Origin of the sequence: Psychrosphaera aquimarina (genome assembly GCF_032461525.1) — a bacterium.
GTDB classification, from domain to species: domain Bacteria; phylum Pseudomonadota; class Gammaproteobacteria; order Enterobacterales; family Alteromonadaceae; genus Psychrosphaera; species Psychrosphaera aquimarina.
On record NZ_JAWCUA010000009.1, the window covers coordinates 1 to 20,848 of the forward strand.

General features: G+C 40.8%; 12 protein-coding genes and 3 pseudogenes. 14 read left to right on the forward strand and 1 reads right to left on the reverse strand.

Annotation, left to right across the window (positions count from 1 at the left end):
• The first annotated feature begins 98 nt into the window (after positions 1–98).
• From tuf (RT723_RS11195) to rpoC, 9 genes and pseudogenes are all read left to right on the forward strand, one after another.
• Positions 99–1,284: pseudogene (gene tuf / locus RT723_RS11195) on the forward strand (elongation factor Tu).
• Between the two features lie 324 nt (positions 1,285–1,608).
• Positions 1,609–1,974 (forward strand): preprotein translocase subunit SecE, encoded by a 366-nt coding sequence (gene secE, locus RT723_RS11200; RefSeq protein ID WP_315947302.1) that lies wholly within the window; start codon positions 1,609–1,611, stop codon positions 1,972–1,974.
• A 2-nt stretch (positions 1,975–1,976) separates the two neighbouring features.
• Positions 1,977–2,606, forward strand: a complete 630-nt coding sequence (gene nusG, locus RT723_RS11205) for a transcription termination/antitermination protein NusG (RefSeq protein WP_428983661.1) — start codon at positions 1,977–1,979, stop codon at positions 2,604–2,606.
• Between the two features lie 163 nt (positions 2,607–2,769).
• Positions 2,770–3,198, forward strand: coding sequence for a 50S ribosomal protein L11 (gene rplK / locus RT723_RS11210; RefSeq protein ID WP_315947193.1), 429 nt, complete (start codon positions 2,770–2,772; stop codon positions 3,196–3,198).
• Positions 3,199–3,201: 3 nt separating this feature from the next.
• On the forward strand, positions 3,202–3,903 hold the full coding sequence (gene rplA, locus RT723_RS11215) for a 50S ribosomal protein L1 (RefSeq protein ID WP_216053911.1): 702 nt from the start codon (positions 3,202–3,204) through the stop codon (positions 3,901–3,903).
• A gap of 208 nt (positions 3,904–4,111) precedes the next feature.
• On the forward strand, positions 4,112–4,600 hold the full coding sequence (rplJ, locus tag RT723_RS11220; protein ID WP_216053910.1) for a 50S ribosomal protein L10: 489 nt from the start codon (positions 4,112–4,114) through the stop codon (positions 4,598–4,600).
• 87 nt (positions 4,601–4,687) lie between these two features.
• Entirely contained in the window at positions 4,688–5,050 is a 363-nt protein-coding gene (gene rplL, locus RT723_RS11225) for a 50S ribosomal protein L7/L12 (RefSeq protein ID WP_216053909.1), read from the forward strand.
• Between the two features lie 215 nt (positions 5,051–5,265).
• Positions 5,266–9,294, forward strand: coding sequence for a DNA-directed RNA polymerase subunit beta (gene rpoB / locus RT723_RS11230; protein ID WP_216053908.1), 4,029 nt, complete (start codon positions 5,266–5,268; stop codon positions 9,292–9,294).
• A 96-nt stretch (positions 9,295–9,390) separates the two neighbouring features.
• On the forward strand, positions 9,391–13,557 hold the full coding sequence (gene rpoC / locus RT723_RS11235; protein ID WP_315947194.1) for a DNA-directed RNA polymerase subunit beta': 4,167 nt from the start codon (positions 9,391–9,393) through the stop codon (positions 13,555–13,557).
• Between the two features lie 93 nt (positions 13,558–13,650).
• Here the strand turns inward: rpoC and exaC are convergent, their stop codons facing one another.
• On the reverse strand, positions 13,651–15,171 hold the full coding sequence (exaC, locus tag RT723_RS11240; RefSeq protein ID WP_315947195.1) for an acetaldehyde dehydrogenase ExaC: 1,521 nt from the start codon (positions 15,169–15,171) through the stop codon (positions 13,651–13,653).
• A 140-nt stretch (positions 15,172–15,311) separates the two neighbouring features.
• Between exaC and RT723_RS11245 the strand changes: the two genes are divergently transcribed.
• The 5 genes and pseudogenes from RT723_RS11245 (at position 15,312) to tuf (RT723_RS11265) (ending at position 20,795) form a co-directional block, all read left to right on the forward strand.
• Positions 15,312–16,223 (forward strand): AraC family transcriptional regulator, encoded by a 912-nt coding sequence (locus RT723_RS11245; RefSeq protein ID WP_315947196.1) that lies wholly within the window; start codon positions 15,312–15,314, stop codon positions 16,221–16,223.
• Between the two features lie 265 nt (positions 16,224–16,488).
• Complete coding sequence (rpsL, locus tag RT723_RS11250; RefSeq protein ID WP_105050925.1) at positions 16,489–16,863, forward strand: 30S ribosomal protein S12; 375 nt, start codon at positions 16,489–16,491, stop codon at positions 16,861–16,863.
• A 77-nt stretch (positions 16,864–16,940) separates the two neighbouring features.
• Complete coding sequence (gene rpsG, locus RT723_RS11255) at positions 16,941–17,411, forward strand: 30S ribosomal protein S7 (RefSeq protein WP_216053904.1); 471 nt, start codon at positions 16,941–16,943, stop codon at positions 17,409–17,411.
• 36 nt (positions 17,412–17,447) lie between these two features.
• Positions 17,448–19,550, forward strand: a pseudogene (fusA, locus tag RT723_RS11260) (elongation factor G).
• A 59-nt stretch (positions 19,551–19,609) separates the two neighbouring features.
• A pseudogene (tuf, locus tag RT723_RS11265) lies at positions 19,610–20,795 on the forward strand (elongation factor Tu).
• Positions 20,796–20,848: the final 53 nt, after the last annotated feature.

The window sequence follows — 20,848 nt, forward strand, 5'->3', positions numbered from 1 at the left end:
ATCTTTCTCTTTTCCATCCTTGCATAAATTAATCAATTTTATATATCACGCTTTATATCTAAAGCGATTTGTTAACTCAACTTAGAAAGGTCACTACAATGGCAAGAGAAAAGTTTGAACGTACGAAACCGCACGTTAACGTTGGTACAATTGGTCACGTTGACCACGGTAAAACTACTCTAACAGCAGCAATTTCTGCAGTGTTAAGCGAAAACATACGGTGGCGAATCAAGAGATTTCGCACAAATCGATAACGCTCCAGAAGAGCGTGAGCGTGGTATTACAATCAATACTTCTCACATCGAGTATGACACTCCTACACGTCACTACGCACACGTAGATTGCCCAGGACACGCGGATTATGTTAAAAACATGATCACAGGTGCTGCGCAAATGGACGGAGCAATTTTAGTAGTAGCAGCGACAGACGGCCCTATGCCTCAAACTCGTGAGCACATCCTACTTTCTCGTCAGGTTGGCGTACCTTACATCATCGTATTCAAGGAACAACGTGACATGGTTGATGACGAAGAGCTAATCGAATTAGTAGAAATGGAAGTACGTGAACTACTTTCAGAATATGACTTCCCAGGAGACGACTTACCGTTAATCCAAGGTTCAGCGCTTAAAGCGTTGGAAGGCGAAGCAGACTGGGAAGCAAAAATCATTGAGCTTGCAGAAGCACTAGATACTTACATTCCAGAGCCAGAGCGTGACATCGATAAGCCATTCATCATGCCTATCGAAGACGTATTCTCAATCTCAGGTCGTGGTACAGTAGTAACAGGTCGTGTTGAGCAAGGTATCGTAAATACAGGTGATACAGTAGAAATCGTAGGTATCAAAGAAACAACAACTACGACTTGTACAGGTGTTGAAATGTTCCGTAAATTGCTAGACGAAGGTCGTGCAGGTGAGAACATTGGTGCATTATTACGTGGTACTAAACGTGAAGACGTAGAACGTGGTCAAGTATTAGCGAAGCCTGGTTCAATCCAGCCGCACACTAAATTTGAATCAGAAGTATACGTATTATCTAAAGAAGAAGGCGGACGTCACACTCCATTCTTCAAAGGTTACCGTCCACAGTTCTACTTCCGTACAACTGACGTAACTGGTGCTGTAGAGCTTCCAGAAGGCGTAGAAATGGTAATGCCTGGTGATAACATCAAGATGGTAGTAGAGTTAATTGCTCCTATCGCGATGGACGAAGGTTTACGTTTCGCAATCCGTGAAGGCGGACGTACAGTTGGTGCTGGTGTTGTAGCATCAATCTTAGCGTAATTAAGACAGCGTCTTAATGCTTTGAAAAAGGTCACTTAGGTGGCCTTTTTTATTGGCTGTCAGTTTGGTAGAAAACGACAAAGTAAATTAATTTATCTTTCAACTTGTAGTTCAGAGTTGATTAGTATAATAGCGCGCCCTCTTTTATGATTCCCTTTAAACTTCTGATTCACAAAAGTGGTGTAACTGTTAGTTTTGTATTGATGTAAGGGAAGGGGTAATACGTTTTTAAACGAGAGTGATTTTCTAAAAGATCATTTCCATTTAACAACGTTAATACATTAAATTTTTTTAGTAGTAAGGTGTAAAAAATGAAGTGCCAACATTGAACAGTCAAATAAAGGACTGGATTTAGTAAAATGGATTGTAGCAATTGCTTTATTAGCAGGTGCCGTAATCGCAAATAACATGTTCGATCAGGAATCAGTGCTTATACGTGCTGTGGGTGTTGTTGGTGCAGTCGTGATAGCTGGCTTTTTTGCCGCTACAACGTTCAAAGGCAAAACGTTTTTAAATTTTGCTAAAGAATCTAGAACTGAAGTACGTAAAGTGGTTTGGCCGACGCGTCAAGAAGCGACACAAACAACGTTTATCATCTTTTTAGCAACAGCATTAATTGCTGTATTGTTATATTTCATCGATATGGGCTTAAGAGCTTTAGTTACCTTCTTAACTGGTGTAGGAATTTAATAATGTCTGATAATGAAATGAATGAAAACGCAGAGTTGAACGAAGAAACAGCTCCAGTTGAAAAAGTAGAATTTAGAACTGAAACATCTACCGGTGAAAAGTTACGTTGGTATGTGGTTCAAGCTTATTCTGGCTATGAAGCTCGTGTACAAAAAGCTCTAGTTGAACATATTAAAATTGAAGAGATGGAAGATTTTTTCGGCCGTATCTTAGTTCCAACTGAAGAAATTGTAGAAATGCGTGCAGGTCAAAAAAGACGTTCAGAGCGTAAATTTTTCCCAGGATACGTTCTGGTAGAAATGGCGATGAACGAAGAAGCATGGCATTTAGTTAAAAATACGCCTCGTGTACTTGGTTTTATTGGTGGAACGTCGGATCGTCCAGCACCAATCACCAATAAAGAAGCAAGTGCAATTCTTAATCGTCTTGAAGAAAACGTTGATAAACCAAAACCTAAAACGTTATTTGAACCAGGTGAAGTTGTTCGCGTTACTGATGGTCCATTTGCTGACTTTAACGGTGTTGTTGAAGAAGTGGATTACGAGAAGAGCCGCGTGAAAGTATCTGTCTTGATCTTTGGCCGTTCAACACCAGTTGAATTAGAATTTGGTCAAGTAGAAAAAGACAAATAAATAACACTGTAAATTTATCATTGAAATGGGTTGCGATTGTCTATATAATGCGCGACCCATTTGTTTGTGCGTTTGTATGAGCGTCAAAATGGTTTAACCGGGAAGCCGTTAAGTAAGAAACCTCGTTCTTACTAGGCAAAGACCCACTAATGAGGAAGCTAAAATGGCTAAAAAAGTAGAAGCGCTAATCAAGTTGCAAGTTGCAGCTGGTGCAGCAAACCCTAGTCCACCAGTTGGTCCAGCACTTGGTCAACATGGTGTGAACATCATGGAATTCTGTAAAGCATTCAACGCCAAAACTGGTGAGATGGAAAAAGGCGCACCAGTGCCGGTTGTTATTTCTGTTTACAATGATCGTTCATTCACATTCGAAACTAAGACTCCACCTGCATCTTATTTACTTAAGAAAGCTGCTGGAATCAAGTCTGGTTCAGGTCGTCCAAACACTGAGAAAGTAGGTACGGTTACTCGTGCTCAACTTGAAGAGATTGTTAAGACTAAACAACCTGATCTTACTGCGGCCGATATGGACGCAGCTGTACACACTATTGCCGGCTCAGCTCGTGCAATGGGCTTGAATGTAGAGGGTTAATCAATGGCTAAATTAACAAAACGCACACGTTTAATTCGTGAAAAAGTTGATGCAACACGTGAATACGGCATCGAAGAAGCTGTATCTCTACTTCAAGAACTAGCTACTGCTAAGTTTAAAGAAAGTGTTGATGTTGCAATTAACTTGGGTATCGACCCTCGTAAATCTGACCAAAACGTTCGTGGTGCTACTGTACTTCCAAACGGTACTGGTAAAGATGTACGTGTAGCGGTATTTACACAAGGTGCTAACGCTGAAGCTGCAAAAGCGGCAGGCGCTGACATCGTAGGCATGGAAGACCTAGCTGAGCAAATTAAAGCTGGCGAAATGAACTTCGACGTAGTTGTTGCATCTCCTGATGCAATGCGTGTTGTTGGTCAATTAGGTCAAATCTTAGGTCCACGTGGACTTATGCCTAACCCTAAAGTTGGCACAGTAACGCCAGACGTAGCAACAGCAGTTAAAAATGCTAAAGCTGGTCAGGTTCGTTACCGTAATGATAAAGCTGGTATCGTTCACGCTTCAATTGGTAAAGCTGAATTTGATGTTGCCTCTATCAAGCAAAACTTAGAAGCATTAGTAAGTGCAATCGTTAAAGCAAAACCTGCGTCTGCAAAAGGTACTTTCATTAAGAAAATCAGCCTTTCTACGACTATGGGTGCTGGCGTTGCATTAGACCAAAGTTCTATCTCTTTAGATAAGTAACTTTCGTATTCGGGTTGAGGTGTTTTATTACACCTCCATCCAAGACCGTAGGTGTGGATTTGACTTGTCAATGAAACTTAATTTCCTACGCAGATGGTGATGACCCCAGAAGATTACCTTCTGGCTTTCACCGGAATTGTTTAAGGGTTAAACCTTAGACTAATAAAAACGAGTTGGAGTAATCCAACTTTAACCAGGAGAAAAGCTAATGGCATTAAATCTTGATGGCAAAAAAGCAGTAGTTGCTGAAGTCCAAGAAGCAGCCAAAGGCGCTCTATCTGCTGTAGTAGTAGATGCTCGTGGTGTATCAGTAACAGCTATCACACAACTTCGTAAAGAAGCTCGTGAGAACGGTGTTTGGATGAAGGTTGTTCGCAACACTTTAGCTAAACTTGCTGTTAAAGGTACTGACTTCGAATGTCTTTCTGATGCATTTATAGGTCCTACTCTAATCGCATTTTCTAACGAGCACCCAGGTGCTGGTGCGCGTATCTTTAAAGATTTCGCAAAGAAAAACGAAAAGTTTGAACTTAAAACTGCATCTTTTGAAGGCAACGTAGTAGCTGTTGACGTTTTAGCGTCACTACCTACATACGACGAAGCTATTGCACGATTGATGAGCGTAATGAAAGAAGCTTCTGCAGGCAAACTAGTGAAAACACTAGCTGCAGTAAAAGAAGCGAAAGAAGCTGCATAATTTTACTGTTTATTAATAAACGTAAAGCGGTTTTTTGTTTAAAGTATTTAGAGTGAAAAAATCACTCACTAAGTTAGGAATAGAAAAATGTCTATAACTCAAGAGCAAATCTTAGACGCAGTTGCAGAAATGTCTGTAATGCAAGTTGTTGAACTAGTTGAAGCAATGGAAGAAAAATTCGGTGTAACTGCAGCTGCTGCTGTTGTTGCTGGTCCTGCTGCTGAAGCTGGTGAAGAGCAAACTGAATTTGACGTAATGTTAACTGCTGCTGGCGCAAACAAAGTATCTGCTATCAAAGCTGTACGTGCTGCTACAGGTCTTGGCCTTAAAGAAGCAAAAGCAATGGTTGAAGCTGCTCCTGTTGCAGTTAAAGAAGCGGTATCTAAAGGAGAAGCTGAAGAACTTAAAGCTACTCTTGAAGAAGCAGGCGCATCTGTTGAAATCAAATAATCTAACGTTTGTTAGATTATCTGCCTAAAATTTAGGCATAGGCTGGTGATGATTATCACCGGCCTTTTTGCGCTATATCTGTAGAAAAACTTTTATAGTGCAAAGTTTGATGATAAAACTTTCTTTTAAGACAAGTTTTTTATTGTCAGAGGTAGTCTGCTAAGTATGTAACTGGCAGGCATATAGGGTCAAAAATCAGCAAGCTGAGGAACCACATGGCTTACTCTTATTCTGAAAAGAAACGAATTCGTAAGGATTTTGGCAAACGTGAACACGTTTTAGACATGCCATATCTTCTACAAGTTCAGCTTGAATCGTATAATAAATTCATTCAAGCAGACGTAGACGGTAACAATGGTATAGAAGCGGCCTTCCGTTCTGTATTCCCTATTAAGAGCTATTCTGGTAGCGCCGAATTACAATTTGTCAGTTATCGCGTTGGAGAACCTGTGTTCGACGTGAAAGAATGTCAAATTAGAGGTGTTACATACGCGGCTCCATTGCGCGTAAAACTTCGTTTAGTTCTTATGGATAAAGAAGCTGCTCCTGGTACTGTTAAAGATATCAAAGAGCAAGAAGTTTATATGGGCGAAATGCCTTTAATGACGGACAACGGAACATTTGTAATAAATGGAACTGAGCGTGTAATCGTTTCTCAGTTACACCGTTCTCCAGGTGTGTTCTTTGATCATGACAAAGGTAAAACGCACTCTTCAGGTAAAGTTTTGTATAACGCTCGCGTTATTCCTTACCGTGGTTCTTGGTTAGACTTTGAGTTTGACCCAAAAGATAATTTATTTGTTCGTATCGATCGTCGTCGTAAATTACCGGCAACAATCATGTTACGTGCATTAGAATATTCTACTGAAGAAATTCTAGAGTTATTCTTTGATAATATTGCAGTTGAAATTAAAGATGAAAAGATCTTAATGGAACTTCAACCTTCTCGCTTACGTGGTGAGACTGCATTATTTGATATAAAAGATGATGATGGCGAAGTCGTTGTCGAAACAGGCCGAAGAATTACTGCTCGTCATATTCGTACAATGGAAAAATCTGCTATCAAACAGATTGAAGTACCACATGAATATATCATCGATAAAGTGTTAGCTAAAAACTACATCGATGAGTCAACTGGTGAAGTTGTTGCAGAAGCAAATGACTTAATCAGTTTAGAGCTATTAGCTAAAATGGCTGAAGCTGGACATAGTTCATTCGAAATCATTTATACCAATGAGTTAGATCACGGTTCATACATTTCAGATACGTTACGCGTAGATTCTTCTACTAACCGCCTTGAAGCGTTAGTTGAAATTTACCGCATGATGCGTCCTGGTGAGCCACCGACAAAAGATTCAGCGGAAGCTTTATTCGAAAACTTATTCTTCTCTCTTGAACGTTATGATTTATCTAGCGTTGGTCGAATGAAGTTTAACCGTCGAGTTAGTCGTGATGATTTAACCGGTGAAGGTACTTTAAGCAAACAAGACATCACTGATGTTATGAAAGTGCTTATTAGTATCCGTGATGGTAAAGGTGATGTAGACGATATTGACCACTTAGGTAACCGTCGTATACGTTCTGTTGGTGAAATGGCAGAAAACCAATTCCGTGTTGGTCTTGTTCGTGTTGAACGTGCCGTTAAGGAACGTTTGAGCCTTGGTGATTTAGACAGCACAACGCCACAGGATTTAATTAACGCTAAGCCTATCTCGGCAGCGATAAAAGAATTCTTTGGTTCAAGCCAATTATCACAATTCATGGACCAAAATAACCCATTGTCTGAAGTGACGCATAAACGTCGTATTTCAGCTTTAGGTCCAGGTGGTTTGACACGTGAACGTGCTGGTTTCGAAGTTCGAGACGTTCATCCAACTCACTATGGTCGTGTTTGTCCGATTGAAACTCCAGAGGGACCAAACATTGGTCTAATTAACTCATTGTCTATATTTGCACGAGTTAATCACTATGGTTTCTTAGAAACGCCATATCGTCGAGTTGTTGACGGTGTAGTGACGGGTGATATTGATTATTTATCGGCAATTGAAGAAGATAAGTTTGTTATCGCTCAGGCTAGTGCTGAGATGGATAAAGACAATCGTCTAACTGACGAACTTGTTCCTTGTCGTTTCAAAAATGAATTTACAATTACTACTATTGATCAAGTTCAATACATGGACGTGGCTCCTCAGCAGGTTGTATCTGTTGCAGCAAGCTTAATTCCATTCCTTGAGCACGATGATGCTAACCGTGCCCTAATGGGTGCGAACATGCAACGTCAGGCAGTTCCAACGTTAAGAGCTGATAAGCCTCTTGTTGGTACTGGTGTTGAAGCGGTAGTAGCTAAAGATTCTGGTGTAACGGTTGTTGCGAAACGTGGTGGTGTTATCGACTACGCTGACGCTTCACGTATTGTTGTTAAAGTTAGCGAAAGCGAATGTAAAGCCGGTGAAGCTGGTATCGACATTTATAACTTAACTAAGTACACACGTTCTAACCAAAACACATGTATTAACCAACGTACTACTGTTCGTGCCGGTGAACCTGTTCAACGTGGCGATGTATTAGCTGATGGTCCTTCTACGGATTTGGGTGAATTAGCACTTGGTCAAAACATGCGTGTTGCTTTCATGCCTTGGAATGGTTACAACTTCGAGGATTCAATCCTTGTTTCTGAGCGTGTAGTAACAGAAGACCGTTTAACAACAATTCATATTCAAGAATTAAGTTGTGTGGCTCGTGATACTAAATTAGGTCCAGAAGAAGTTACTTCTGATATCCCTAATGTTGGTGAGTCAGCACTTGGTAAACTTGATGACTCTGGTGTTGTTTATATCGGTGCTGAAGTTAAAGGCGGCGATATCTTAGTTGGTAAAGTAACCCCTAAAGGTGAAACACAGCTAACTCCAGAAGAAAAACTTTTACGAGCTATCTTCGGTGAAAAAGCATCTGACGTTAAAGACAGTTCTTTACGTGTACCAAACTCTGTTTCAGGTACGGTAATTGACGTTCAGGTGTTCACACGTGACGGTGTTGAGAAAGACAAACGTGCGTTAGACATTGAAGAAATGCAATTAGCGCAAGCTAAGAAAGATTTGAATGAAGAGTTCAGAATCTTAGAGAATAACTTACATGCACGTACTCGTGACTTGTTAATTGCTGGCGGTGTTGATGCTGATAAAGTAGCAACATTAGAAGGCGAGAAGTTATTCCAACAAAGCTTAAAAGACGAAACTCAACAATCAGAATTAGAGCAATTAGCGACTAGTTTTGAAGAGTTACGTGCGGAATACGATAAAAAGTATGAAGTTAAGCGTCGTAAAATCACTCAAGGTGATGATTTAGCGCCAGGTGTTCTTAAGATTGTTAAGGTATACCTTGCTGTTAAACGTCGTATTCAACCTGGTGATAAGATGGCTGGTCGTCACGGTAACAAAGGTGTAATTTCTACTATTGTTCCTGTGGAAGACATGCCTCATGACGAATTTGGTACACCTGTAGATATCGTACTTAACCCACTAGGCGTTCCATCTCGAATGAACGTTGGACAGATACTAGAAACACATCTAGGTATGGCTGCTCGTGGTTTAGGTGAGAAATTAGATCGCATGATCAAAGAGCAAAAAGAGTTAGCGGAAATTCGTGAATTCTTGAGCAAGATCTATGCTTCTGGTACTTCTCGTCAAGAAGTTGATATCGCAAGTTTCTCAGATGATGAAGTTCGTCGTTTAGCGCAAAACTTACGTGCTGGTGTTCCTATTGCTACACCTGTATTTGATGGTGCTGCAGAGTCAGAAATAAAAGACTTGTTTGAACTAGCAGACATGCCGCGTAGTGGACAATTTACCTTGTTCGACGGCCGTACTGGTAATGCATTTGAGCGTAAAGTAACGGTTGGTTACATGTACATGCTTAAACTGAATCACTTAGTTGATGACAAAATGCATGCTCGTTCAACTGGTTCGTACAGCTTAGTAACTCAGCAACCACTTGGTGGTAAAGCTCAGTTCGGTGGTCAGCGTTTCGGAGAGATGGAAGTATGGGCACTAGAAGCTTATGGTGCCGCTTATACCCTTCAAGAAATGCTTACTGTTAAGTCAGATGACGTTAATGGTCGTACAAAAATGTATAAGAGCATTGTTGACGGCGATCATCGTATGGAACCTGCGATACCAGAATCGTTTAACGTATTGTTAAAAGAGATTCGTTCGTTAGGTTTAAACATCGAGCTGGAAGAAGAATAATCTTAGTCGGGTAACCGATTAAGTTCTTAGAAATTGAGTGGTAGGGCGTTCTAATAGTAGTTCGCCCTAATGTTTCACTCCGACAGGAGAACACAAGTGAAAGACTTACTTAAGTTTTTGAAACAACAAAACAAGAGCGAAGAGTTTGATTCAATTCGAATCGGCCTAGCGTCACCAGACGTTGTTCGTTCTTGGTCATTTGGTGAAGTTAAAAAGCCAGAAACAATTAACTATCGTACGTTCAAACCTGAACGTGATGGTTTGTTCTGTGCTCGTATCTTCGGCCCAGTTAAAGACTATGAGTGTTTATGTGGTAAATACAAACGTCTTAAGCATCGTGGTGTAATTTGTGAAAAATGTGGCGTTGAAGTAACGCTTACTAAAGTTCGTCGTGAACGCATGGGTCACATTGAACTAGCAAGCCCAGTTGCACATATCTGGTTCTTAAAATCATTACCGTCGCGTATTGGTTTAATGCTAGATATGACGTTACGTGATATTGAACGTGTTCTTTATTTTGAGTCTTATGCTGTGACTGAGTCTGGCATGACGACGCTTGAAAAAGGTCAAATGTTATCTGAAGAAGAATATTTAGATGCATTGGAAGAGCATGGCGATGAATTTGAAGCGAAAATGGGTGCTGAAGCCGTATTTGAACTTTTAAAAGACATCGATATCAACCAACAATACGCTGAGATGAAAGAAGAGTTACCAACGGTAACGTCTGAAACTAAGCGTAAGAAGTTAACAAAACGTCTTAAATTAATGGAAGCATTTTGTAACTCAGGTAACCGCCCAGAATGGATGGTTATGACAGTTCTTCCTGTTTTACCACCAGATTTACGTCCACTAGTACCTCTAGATGGCGGTCGTTTTGCTACGTCTGATTTGAATGACTTATATCGTCGTGTAATCAACCGTAATAACCGTTTGAAACGTCTATTAGACTTAGCTGCGCCTGATATTATCGTGCGTAACGAAAAACGTATGTTACAAGAAGCGGTTGATGCATTATTAGATAATGGTCGTCGTGGTCGTGCGATTACTGGTTCTAACAAGCGTCCTCTTAAATCTTTGGCTGATATGATCAAAGGTAAACAAGGTCGTTTCCGTCAGAATCTACTTGGTAAACGTGTTGACTACTCTGGTCGTTCTGTAATCACTGTTGGTCCTACGCTTAAACTACAACAATGTGGTCTTCCTAAGAAAATGGCACTTGAGTTATTCAAACCATTTATCTACGGAAAATTAGAATTACGTGGTATGGCTACGACTATCAAAGCTGCGAAGAAAATGGTTGAGCGTGAAGCTCCGGAAGTATGGGATATTTTAGATGAAGTAATTCGTCAACACCCAGTCATGCTTAACCGTGCACCAACTCTTCATAGACTTGGTATCCAAGCATTCGAACCTGTTCTAATCGAAGGTAAAGCTATTCAATTGCATCCATTAGTTTGTGCGGCATATAACGCCGACTTCGATGGTGACCAAATGGCTGTACACGTACCATTAACGCTTGAAGCTCAATTAGAAGCTCGTGCATTAATGATGTCGACGAACAACATCTTATCACCAGCTAATGGTGAGCCTATCATCGTTCCTTCACAGGACGTTGTATTAGGTATTTATTACATGTCACGTGACAGAATAAATGCTAAAGGTGAAGGTTCAATCTTTAAAGATAAAAAAGAAGCTGAAAAAGCATACCGTACAGGTAGCGCAGACTTACATGCACGTGTAAAAGTTCGTATGACTGAAGTAGTAATAGCAGAAGACGGTTCTCGTTCTAATGTTACTTCTATTAAAGATACGACAGTAGGCCGTGCTATTTTATCAATGATTGCTCCAGAAGGTTTCCCTTTTGATTTGATGAACCAAGCAATTGGTAAGAAACAAATCTCAATGTTAATCAATGAATGTTACCGTCGTCTTGGAATTAAAGACACAGTAATGTTTGCTGACCAAATCATGTATACCGGTTTCCATTACGCGATGTTAGCGGGTAACTCAATTGGTATTGACGATTTAGTTATTCCAGATGCAAAACATGAAATTATTGAAGACTCTCAAGCAGAAGTTGCTGAAATTCAAGACCAGTTCCAACAAGGTCTAGTAACAGCGGGTGAGAAATACAATAAAGTTATCGATATCTGGTCTACAGCAAACGAAAAAGTTTCAAAAGCGATGATGGACAACTTGTCTACAGAACAAGTTGTTAACCGTGATGGTGTAACTGAAACTCAACCTTCGTTTAACAGCGTATTTATGATGGCTGACTCTGGTGCTCGTGGTAGTGCCGCTCAGATCCGTCAGTTAGCTGGTATGCGTGGCTTGATGGCAAAACCAGACGGCTCAATCATTGAAACGCCAATTACGGCAAACTTCCGTGAAGGTCTGAACGTACTACAGTACTTCATCTCTACTCACGGTGCGCGTAAAGGTTTGGCGGATACCGCACTTAAAACAGCTAACTCGGGTTACTTAACTCGTCGTCTAGTAGATGTTGGCCAAGATTTGGTTATCACAGCACATGACTGTGGAACTGAAGAAGGCATAACAATGAAACCTCTTATTGAAGGCGGTGACGTTGTTGAGCCACTACGTGAACGCGTATTGGGTCGTGTAACTCTTAAAGAAATCGTTATTCCAAAAACTAAAACAGTTTTAGTTGAAGCTGGTGTAATGTTAGACGAAAAACTGTGTGATCTTTTAGAAGAAAACTCAGTTGATGAAGTTGAAGTTCGTTCAATCATTACTTGTGAGAATGACTTTGGTGTTTGTGCAGCTTGTTACGGTCGTGACTTGGCTCGTGGTCACCTGATTAACCAAGGTGAGGCAGTCGGTGTTATTGCAGCACAATCAATTGGTGAGCCAGGTACACAGCTTACGATGCGTACGTTCCATATCGGTGGTGCGGCATCAAGAGCATCAGCAGCTAACAGTGTTCAAGTTAAGAGTGACGGTACAGTTCGTCTTCATAATGCAAAACACGTTACTAATGCTGACGGTAAACTAGTTATCACTTCTCGTTCTGCTGAAGTTACTATCATTGACGACCAAGGTCGTGAAAAAGAGCGTTATAAGTTACCTTACGGTGCTGTAATGACAATTGCTGATGGTGCTGAAGTTAAAGGTAACGATACGGTTGCTAACTGGGACCCGCATTCACATCCAATTATCGTTGAGCGTGCTGCTAAGATTCAGTTCTCTGACGTTGAAGAAGCGAATACTGAAGTACAAACTGATGAATTAACTGGTTTAACTCGTACGGTTGTTAAAGATCTTTCTTTAGCTAACGCAAAAGAGCCTAAACTTATTGTTGATTCTGGTGAGTCTGGTATGCAGGAAATACGCTTACCATCATTTACAACTATCGAAGCGAAAGATGGCTCTGAAGTTGTACCTGGTGACGTATTAGCACGTATTCCTCAAGAAGGTTCAAAAACTCGAGACATCACGGGTGGTCTACCTCGCGTAGCCGACTTGTTTGAAGCTCGTAAACCTAAAGAACCAGCTATTCTTGCAGAAATTAGCGGTACTATTAGCTACGGTAAAGAGACTAAAGGTAAGAAACGTTTAGTTATCACACCAGAAGAAGGTGAAGCTCACGAAGAGATGATCCCTAAATGGCGTCAGCTTAACGTATACGAAGGTGAGTCAGTTTATACTGGTGAAGTTATCGCGGATGGCCCAGAAGCACCGCATGACATCTTACGTTTACGTGGTATTACTGCATTCTCGAACTACATAGTTAATGAAGTTCAAGAAGTATACCGTTTACAGGGTGTAAAAATTAACGACAAGCACATCGAAGCTATCTGTCGCCAAATGTTACGTAAAGCAATTATTACTGATGCAGGTCAATCTGATTTCCTAGTCGGAGAGCAAGTTGAAGTATCTAAAGTTAAAATTGCTAACCGTGCATTAGCTGCAGAAGGTAAAGATTTAGTTAAATTTACCCGTGACCTTTTAGGTATAACTAAAGCGTCATTGGCAACTGAATCATTTATTTCAGCGGCTTCTTTCCAAGAGACAACTCGAGTACTTACTGAAGCTGCTGTTAGTGGCAAACGTGATGACTTACGCGGTCTTAAAGAAAACGTAATTGTTGGTCGATTAATTCCAGCAGGTACTGGTTTTAGCTATCACTTAGACAAAGCAGCCGCAGCGGCCGCTTTTGATAAGGCTGGTGAAACTGAGACAGTTACTGCTATAGATGCTGAACAAGCATTAGCTGACGCGTTAAACGCTGACGTTGAGTAATAAATCTTTGTAATATCAAAAACCCGCTACTGTAGCGGGTTTTTTTTTGCTTAAACATAACGAGCTAACATCGCTAGCCTTATCAAGTTTTTATTAGAAAAAACCTAATGGATTGATATCGTAACTTACTAATAGGTTTTTGGTTTGTTGATAATGTTCTAATGCCATTTTATGGGTTTCCCTGCCAATCCCTGATTTTTTATAGCCACCAAAAGCAGCATGCGCTGGATACATATGGTAACAGTTAGTCCACACTCGTCCGGCTTGAATTCTTCTACCCATTCTAAATGCTTTATTCATGTCTCTTGTCCAAACACCAGCACCTAAACCAAATTCAGATTGATTGGCTAACTCTAAAGCTTCCGCTTCGTCCTTGAACTTTGAAACAGAAATGACAGGACCAAAAATTTCTTCTTGGAACACTCTCATTTTATTATGGCCTTCTAATAATGTAGGCTGAATATAATAACCACTGCTGATATCACTATCGACAGTTTCTACATTACCGCCAATTAGGACTTTAGCGCCTTCTTCTTTACCAATATCAATATATTTTAAAATTTTATCAAATTGTTCTTTCGATGCTTGAGCCCCTACCATAGTTTCTGTATCTAATGGATTGCCTCGTTTTATTAATTTACTTCGTTCTATTACTTTCTCGATAAATTGGTCGTAAATATCCTCGTGAATAAACAAACGTGATGGACAGGTGCAAACTTCACCTTGGTTGAAGTAAGCCAACACGGCACCTTCAAGACATTTACTGAGGTATTCGTCTTCATGATCGAGCACATCCGGGAAATATAAATTTGGTGATTTACCACCTAGCTCAACCGTGGAGGGAATAATGTTTTCTGCAGCACATTTTAATATGTGTGAACCAACAGGTGTAGAGCCTGTAAATGCTATTTTAGCTATCCGGTCACTGGTCGCAAGCGCCTGACCCGCTTCGACGCCAAAACCGTTGACAATGTTAAGTACGCCCGGTGGTAATATATCTTGGATAAGTTCGGCTAACACTAATATAGAAGCAGGGGTTTGTTCAGCTGGTTTTAGTATTATACAGTTACCTGCCGCTAATGCAGGACATAATTTCCACGCAGCCATTAATATTGGAAAATTCCATGGAATAATTTGGCCAACGACTCCTAAAGGTTCGTGTATGTGATACGACATGGTTGTTTCGTCAAGCTCGGCTAATGAACCTTCTTGGGCTCTTATACAGCCAGCAAAGTAACGAAAATGGTCGATGGCCAGAGGGATATCTGCAGCTAACGTTTCTCGAATAGCTTTACCGTTATCCCATGTTTCAGCTACAGCCAGTAATTCTAGATTCTGTTCCATCTTATCAGCAATTTTTAGCATCAAATTTGAACGTTCAGTGACTGACGTTGTGCCCCACTGATCTTTTATTTTATGTGCTGCATCTAACGCTAGATTAATGTCTTTTTGATTGGAACGAGGTATTTGACAAAATGGTTTACCATTAACTGGGCTGATATTATCAAAATATTGCCCATCTACAGGCTTTATCCATTCACCTCCAATGAAATTTTGATATTGGTCTTTAAATTGTACGATGGCATCTTGTGTACCTGGTTTTGCGTAAATCATGGCGATTGCCCCTGTTTTGATTATTTATTTTTTATTATGATGGTTTTATATACAAACCAAGAGTAGTTTAGGGGGGATAAAACGGACTTGTTGTGTTGCTGGTTCGTTTTTGTTTGCTGTCAGTCCGCGAGGAGAAGATGATGATCCAAAATAAGATTGTGAGATACTCACCGAAGGTATTAGTTGAGAATAAAGTTAGTTTTGCTGCTGAAGGTTCAGAACTCAATATATATGATACATACCAACAAGCTTCTCAAGTTGGATTATCTTCAGATCAACTGATGTTTTGTGGCATGGTGTCTGGGAAAAAAATCATGCACTCAGATGGCCTTCATGATGTATTTTTACCTCACGAATCGTTTGTTATGGCTCCTAATCAATTGGTTAAGATTGATTTCCCGGAAGCTAAGATGGAAACTCCAACCACTTGTTTAGCCATCGAAATTGCCCCAGAAAGAGTTCATCAAGTAGCAGATCAACTCAACCATGTTAGTCCTAAAAGCAGTGCATTCGGCGATTGGCGATATCAACATAAAGTGATGCATACGCATCATACAACTCAAACTCAAGCCTTATTAGATCGTATAGTAGAAATTTACACTGAAAATAATCCAGACCGTCAATTTCTAATTAATTTGGCCGTCACGGAACTAAGCGCTAGGTTGTTACGACAGCAAACAAGAGATTTCATTGTTGGCTACTGTAAACAAGATCCAGAAGCTAACCGAATGAATGCAGTAGTTAGCTATATTCTCGCTAATTTAGCGTTACCATTAGACGTGGAACAACTACTAAAAATCGCGCTAATGGGCAGAACTAAATTTTTTATCGAATTTAAAAATCATTTAGGTTGCTCTCCCATCGTATTCCAACAACAGGAACGATTGAAAGAAGCGGCTCGTCTGTTAGAACATGGGCTGCAAATTACAGAAACAAGCTTTGCTGTAGGCTTTCAAAATATCAGCCATTTTAGTAAAACATTTAAAGCTTTTTTCGGCTTAAGTCCTACGTTATACAAGCAACAAAAATCGAATACACTGACGCTGAACTAAATTATTTGAAACTAAAATCTTTTGGATTTTATTCAAATTTGACAGGTGGAGTTCATTTACAATGAGCCCATGTTTTACATGCCAACTCAAATTAGTGCATTGTAACCGTTAAAAATAAGCAATTTGTATTCGATCTTTTCCATGCCCTCAACCATTCCTTGGTTGACAGGTTGATTTTCGAGCATTAGAATACGCCACCCCTAATTATAGGGAGGCGCGTTTGTGCGCCGAAATGGGTAGTAAATCAACTAATCAGGAGCTTTAAATGGCAACTATTAACCAGTTGGTACGTAAACCTCGTCAGCAGAAGACAAAACGCAATATGTCTGAAGCATTGGACGCATGTCCTCAAAGACGTGGTGTATGTACTCGTGTTTATACAACAACACCTAAGAAGCCGAACTCTGCACTACGTAAAGTAGCTCGTGTTCGTCTAACTAACGGTAACGAAGTAACATCTTACATCGGTGGTGAAGGCCACAATCTTCAAGAGCACAGTGTAATCTTAATCCGTGGTGGTCGTGTTAAAGACTTACCAGGTGTACGTTTCCACACTGTTCGTGGTGCGCTTGACTGTTCAGGTGTTAACGATCGTAAACAAGCCCGTTCTAAATACGGCGCGAAGAAGCCGAAGTCTTAACGGTTCTCCGTTAGTAAGGCCAAGCAAACTTAATTTATTAGTTTTGGGATATCCCTGAAGCAACCGGAGAATTTAAAATGCCAAGAAGAAGAGTCATAGGTCAACGTAAAGTTCTTCCAGATCCTAAGTTCGGATCGGAATTATTGACCAAGTTCATCAACGTAGTAATGTTAGATGGTAAAAAAGCTGTTGCTGAAAAAATCATCTACGGTGCGTTAGATGTAGCTGCTGAAAAATCAGGCAAAGAACACCTTGCAATATTAGAAGAAGCTTTGGACAACGTTCGTCCTACAGTGGAAGTAAAATCTCGCCGTGTAGGTGGTTCTACTTATCAAGTACCTGTAGAAGTTCGTCCAGTGCGTCGTAATACGCTAGCCATGCGTTGGTTAGTTGAAGCTGCCCGCAAGCGAGGTGAGAAGTCTATGGCGTTACGTCTAGCTCACGAATTGACAGATGCAGTTGAGAACAAAGGTTCAGCAGTTAAGAAACGTGAAGACGTTCATAAAATGGCTGAAGCTAACAAAGCATTTGCTCACTACCGTTGGTAGTAAATATAAAATATCTGGAACAGATAAGAGGAATTTATGGCTCGTAAGACTCCAATTGAGCGTTATCGTAATATCGGTATTGTTGCTCATGTAGACGCAGGTAAAACTACGACAACGGAGCGTGTACTTTTTATACCGGTCTTTCTCACAAGATTGGTGAAGTGCATGACGGCGCCGCGACCATGGACTGGATGGAGCAAGAGCAAGAACGTGGTATTACTATCACGTCTGCTGCTACCACCTGTTTTTGGCAAGGGATGAATACGCAATTTGACGAACACAGAATAAATATTATCGATACTCCTGGGCACGTTGACTTCACTATTGAAGTTGAACGTTCTTTACGAGTTCTTGATGGTGCTGTTGTTGTTCTATGTGCATCTTCGGGGGTACAACCTCAAACTGAAACTGTTTGGCGTCAAGCGGATAAATATGCCGTACCTCGTATGGTATTTATCAATAAAATGGATCGCACCGGTGCTGATTTTCATTCCGTAGTTGGTCAAATTAAAGACCGTCTCGGGGCAGTGCCAGTTCCTGTTCAATTACCGATAGGTTGCGAAGATAATTTCAACGGTGTTGTTGACCTGATAAAAATGAAGGCCATCAACTGGAATGAAGCTGATCAAGGCATGAGTTTTACTTATGAAGACATCCCTTCAGAATTAGTAGAAGAAGCAGAAGAATATCGCCAAGAGTTGATAGACGCTGCAGCAGAAGCTAGTGATGAGTTGATGGAAAAATACCTTGAAGGTGAAGAGCTAACTGAAGAAGAGATCAAGTCCGGTCTACGTGAAAGAACATTAAAAAATGAGATTGTACTTTGTGCTTGTGGTTCAGCATTTAAGAACAAAGGCGTACAAGCTGTATTGGACATGGTTGTCGAGTATTTGCCTGCACCAACTCAAGTTCCAGCTATAACAGGTATTAACGAAGACGAATCTGTAGGCGAACGTCCAGCGGACGACAGTGCACCTTTTGCTGCACTGGCTTTTAAAATCGCTACAGACCCATTTGTTGGTACCTTAACGTTTTTCAGAGTTTATTCTGGCGTTGTACAAACTGGCGACAGTGTTTACAATCCAGTTAAATTTAAAAAGGAACGTTTTGGGCGCATTGTACAAATGCACTCGAACAACCGCGAAGAAATTAAAGAAGTACGCGCGGGAGACATTGCTGCTGCAGTTGGTCTGAAAGATGTGACAACGGGTGACACTTTGTGTGATCCTAATCATAAAATTACGCTTGAGCGTATGGAATTTCCAGAACCTGTAATCTCAATAGCAGTGGAACCAAGATCGAAACCTGATCAAGAAAAAATGGGTATAGCGCTGAGTAAATTAGCTGCCGAAGATCCGTCATTCAAAGTTGAAACTGACGAAGAATCCGGACAAATCATTATTTCTGGAATGGGTGAACTTCACTTAGACATAATTGTTGACCGTATGCGTCGAGAATTTAGTGTAGAGTGCAATGTAGGTAAACCACAAGTGGCTTATCGTGAGTGCATAACATCTGCCGTTGAAGTTGAAGGTAAGTTTATACGTCAGTCAGGTGGTCGTGGTCAATATGGTCACGTTTGGCTGAAGCTCAGAACCGATGAGCATTGATAGTGAAGAACCTTACATTTTCGTAAATGAAATTGTTGGGGGGACAGTACCTAAAGAATACATTCCTGCAATTGATAAAGGTATTCAAGAGCAGATGAAGAATGGCGTTCTTGCTGGGTATCCTGTATTGGGTGTAAAAGCCACATTATTTGATGGCTCATTTCATGATGTTGACTCTAATGAAATGGCGTTTAAAATCGCTGCTTCGATGGCATTTAAAAATGGTGCTTTGGACGCGACTCCAAAACTGTTGGAACCTATGATGAAAGTCGAGGTTATAACGCCAGAAGTGTCAATGGGTGATGTTGTAGGTGATTTGAACCGCCGTCGAGGAATGATCGAGGGTATGGATGAAGCACCTGCTGGTCTGAAAGCTATTAAAGCTCAAGTACCACTAGCAGAAATGTTTGGCTATTCAACTGATTTGCGTAGTGCAACTCAGGGTCGTGCTTCATACTCTATGGAGTTCTTGAAGTACGGTGAAGCACCAAATAATGTAGCAGACGCGATAATGTCTGCACGTAGATAATTAATTATTTTTGAATCAATGATCCAAAAGGATCGTATTTAATTTAAGGAAACTTAAAAATGGCTAGAGAAAAGTTTGAACGTACTAAACCACATGTAAACGTTGGTACAATTGGTCACGTTGACCACGGTAAAACTACATTAACAGCTGCTATCTCTGCAGTACTATCTAAAACATACGGTGGCGAATCAAGAGATTTCGCACAAATCGATAACGCTCCAGAAGAGCGTGAGCGTGGTATTACAATCAATACTTCTCACATCGAGTATGACACTCCTACACGTCACTACGCACACGTAGATTGCCCAGGACACGCGGATTATGTTAAAAACATGATCACAGGTGCTGCGCAAATGGACGGAGCAATCTTAGTAGTAGCAGCGACAGACGGCCCTATGCCTCAAACTCGTGAGCACATCCTACTTTCTCGTCAGGTTGGCGTACCTTACATCATCGTATTCATGAACAAATGTGACATGGTTGATGACGAAGAGCTAATCGAATTAGTAGAAATGGAAGTACGTGAACTACTTTCAGAATATGACTTCCCAGGAGACGACATTACCTTTAATCCAAGGTTCAGCGCTTAAAGCGTTGGAAGGCGAAGCAGACTGGGAAGCAAAAATCATTGAGCTTGCAGAAGCACTAGATACTTACATTCCAGAGCCAGAGCGTGACATCGATAAGCCATTCATCATGCCTATCGAAGACGTATTCTCAATCTCAGGTCGTGGTACAGTAGTAACAGGTCGTGTTGAGCAAGGTATCGTAAATACAGGTGATACAGTAGAAATCGTAGGTATCAAAGAAACAACTACTACGACTTGTACAGGTGTTGAAATGTTCCGTAAATTGCTAGACGAAGGTCGTGCAGGTGAGAACATTGGTGCATTATTACGTGGTACTAAACGTGAAGACGTAGAACGTGGTCAAGTATTAGCGAAGCCTGGTTCAATCCAGCCGCACACTAAATTTGAATCAGAAGTATACGTATTATCTAAAGAAGAAGGCGGACGTCACACTCCATTCTTCAAAGGTTACCGTCCACAGTTCTACTTCCGTACAACTGACGTAACTGGTGCTGTAGAGCTTCCAGAAGGCGTAGAAATGGTAATGCCTGGTGATAACATCAAGATGGTAGTAGAGTTAATCGCTCCTATCGCGATGGACGAAGGTTTACGTTTCGCAATCCGTGAAGGCGGACGTACAGTTGGTGCTGGTGTTGTAGCATCAATCTTAGCGTAATTAAGACAGCGTCTTAATGCTTTGAAAAAGGTCACTTAGGTGGCCTTTTTTAT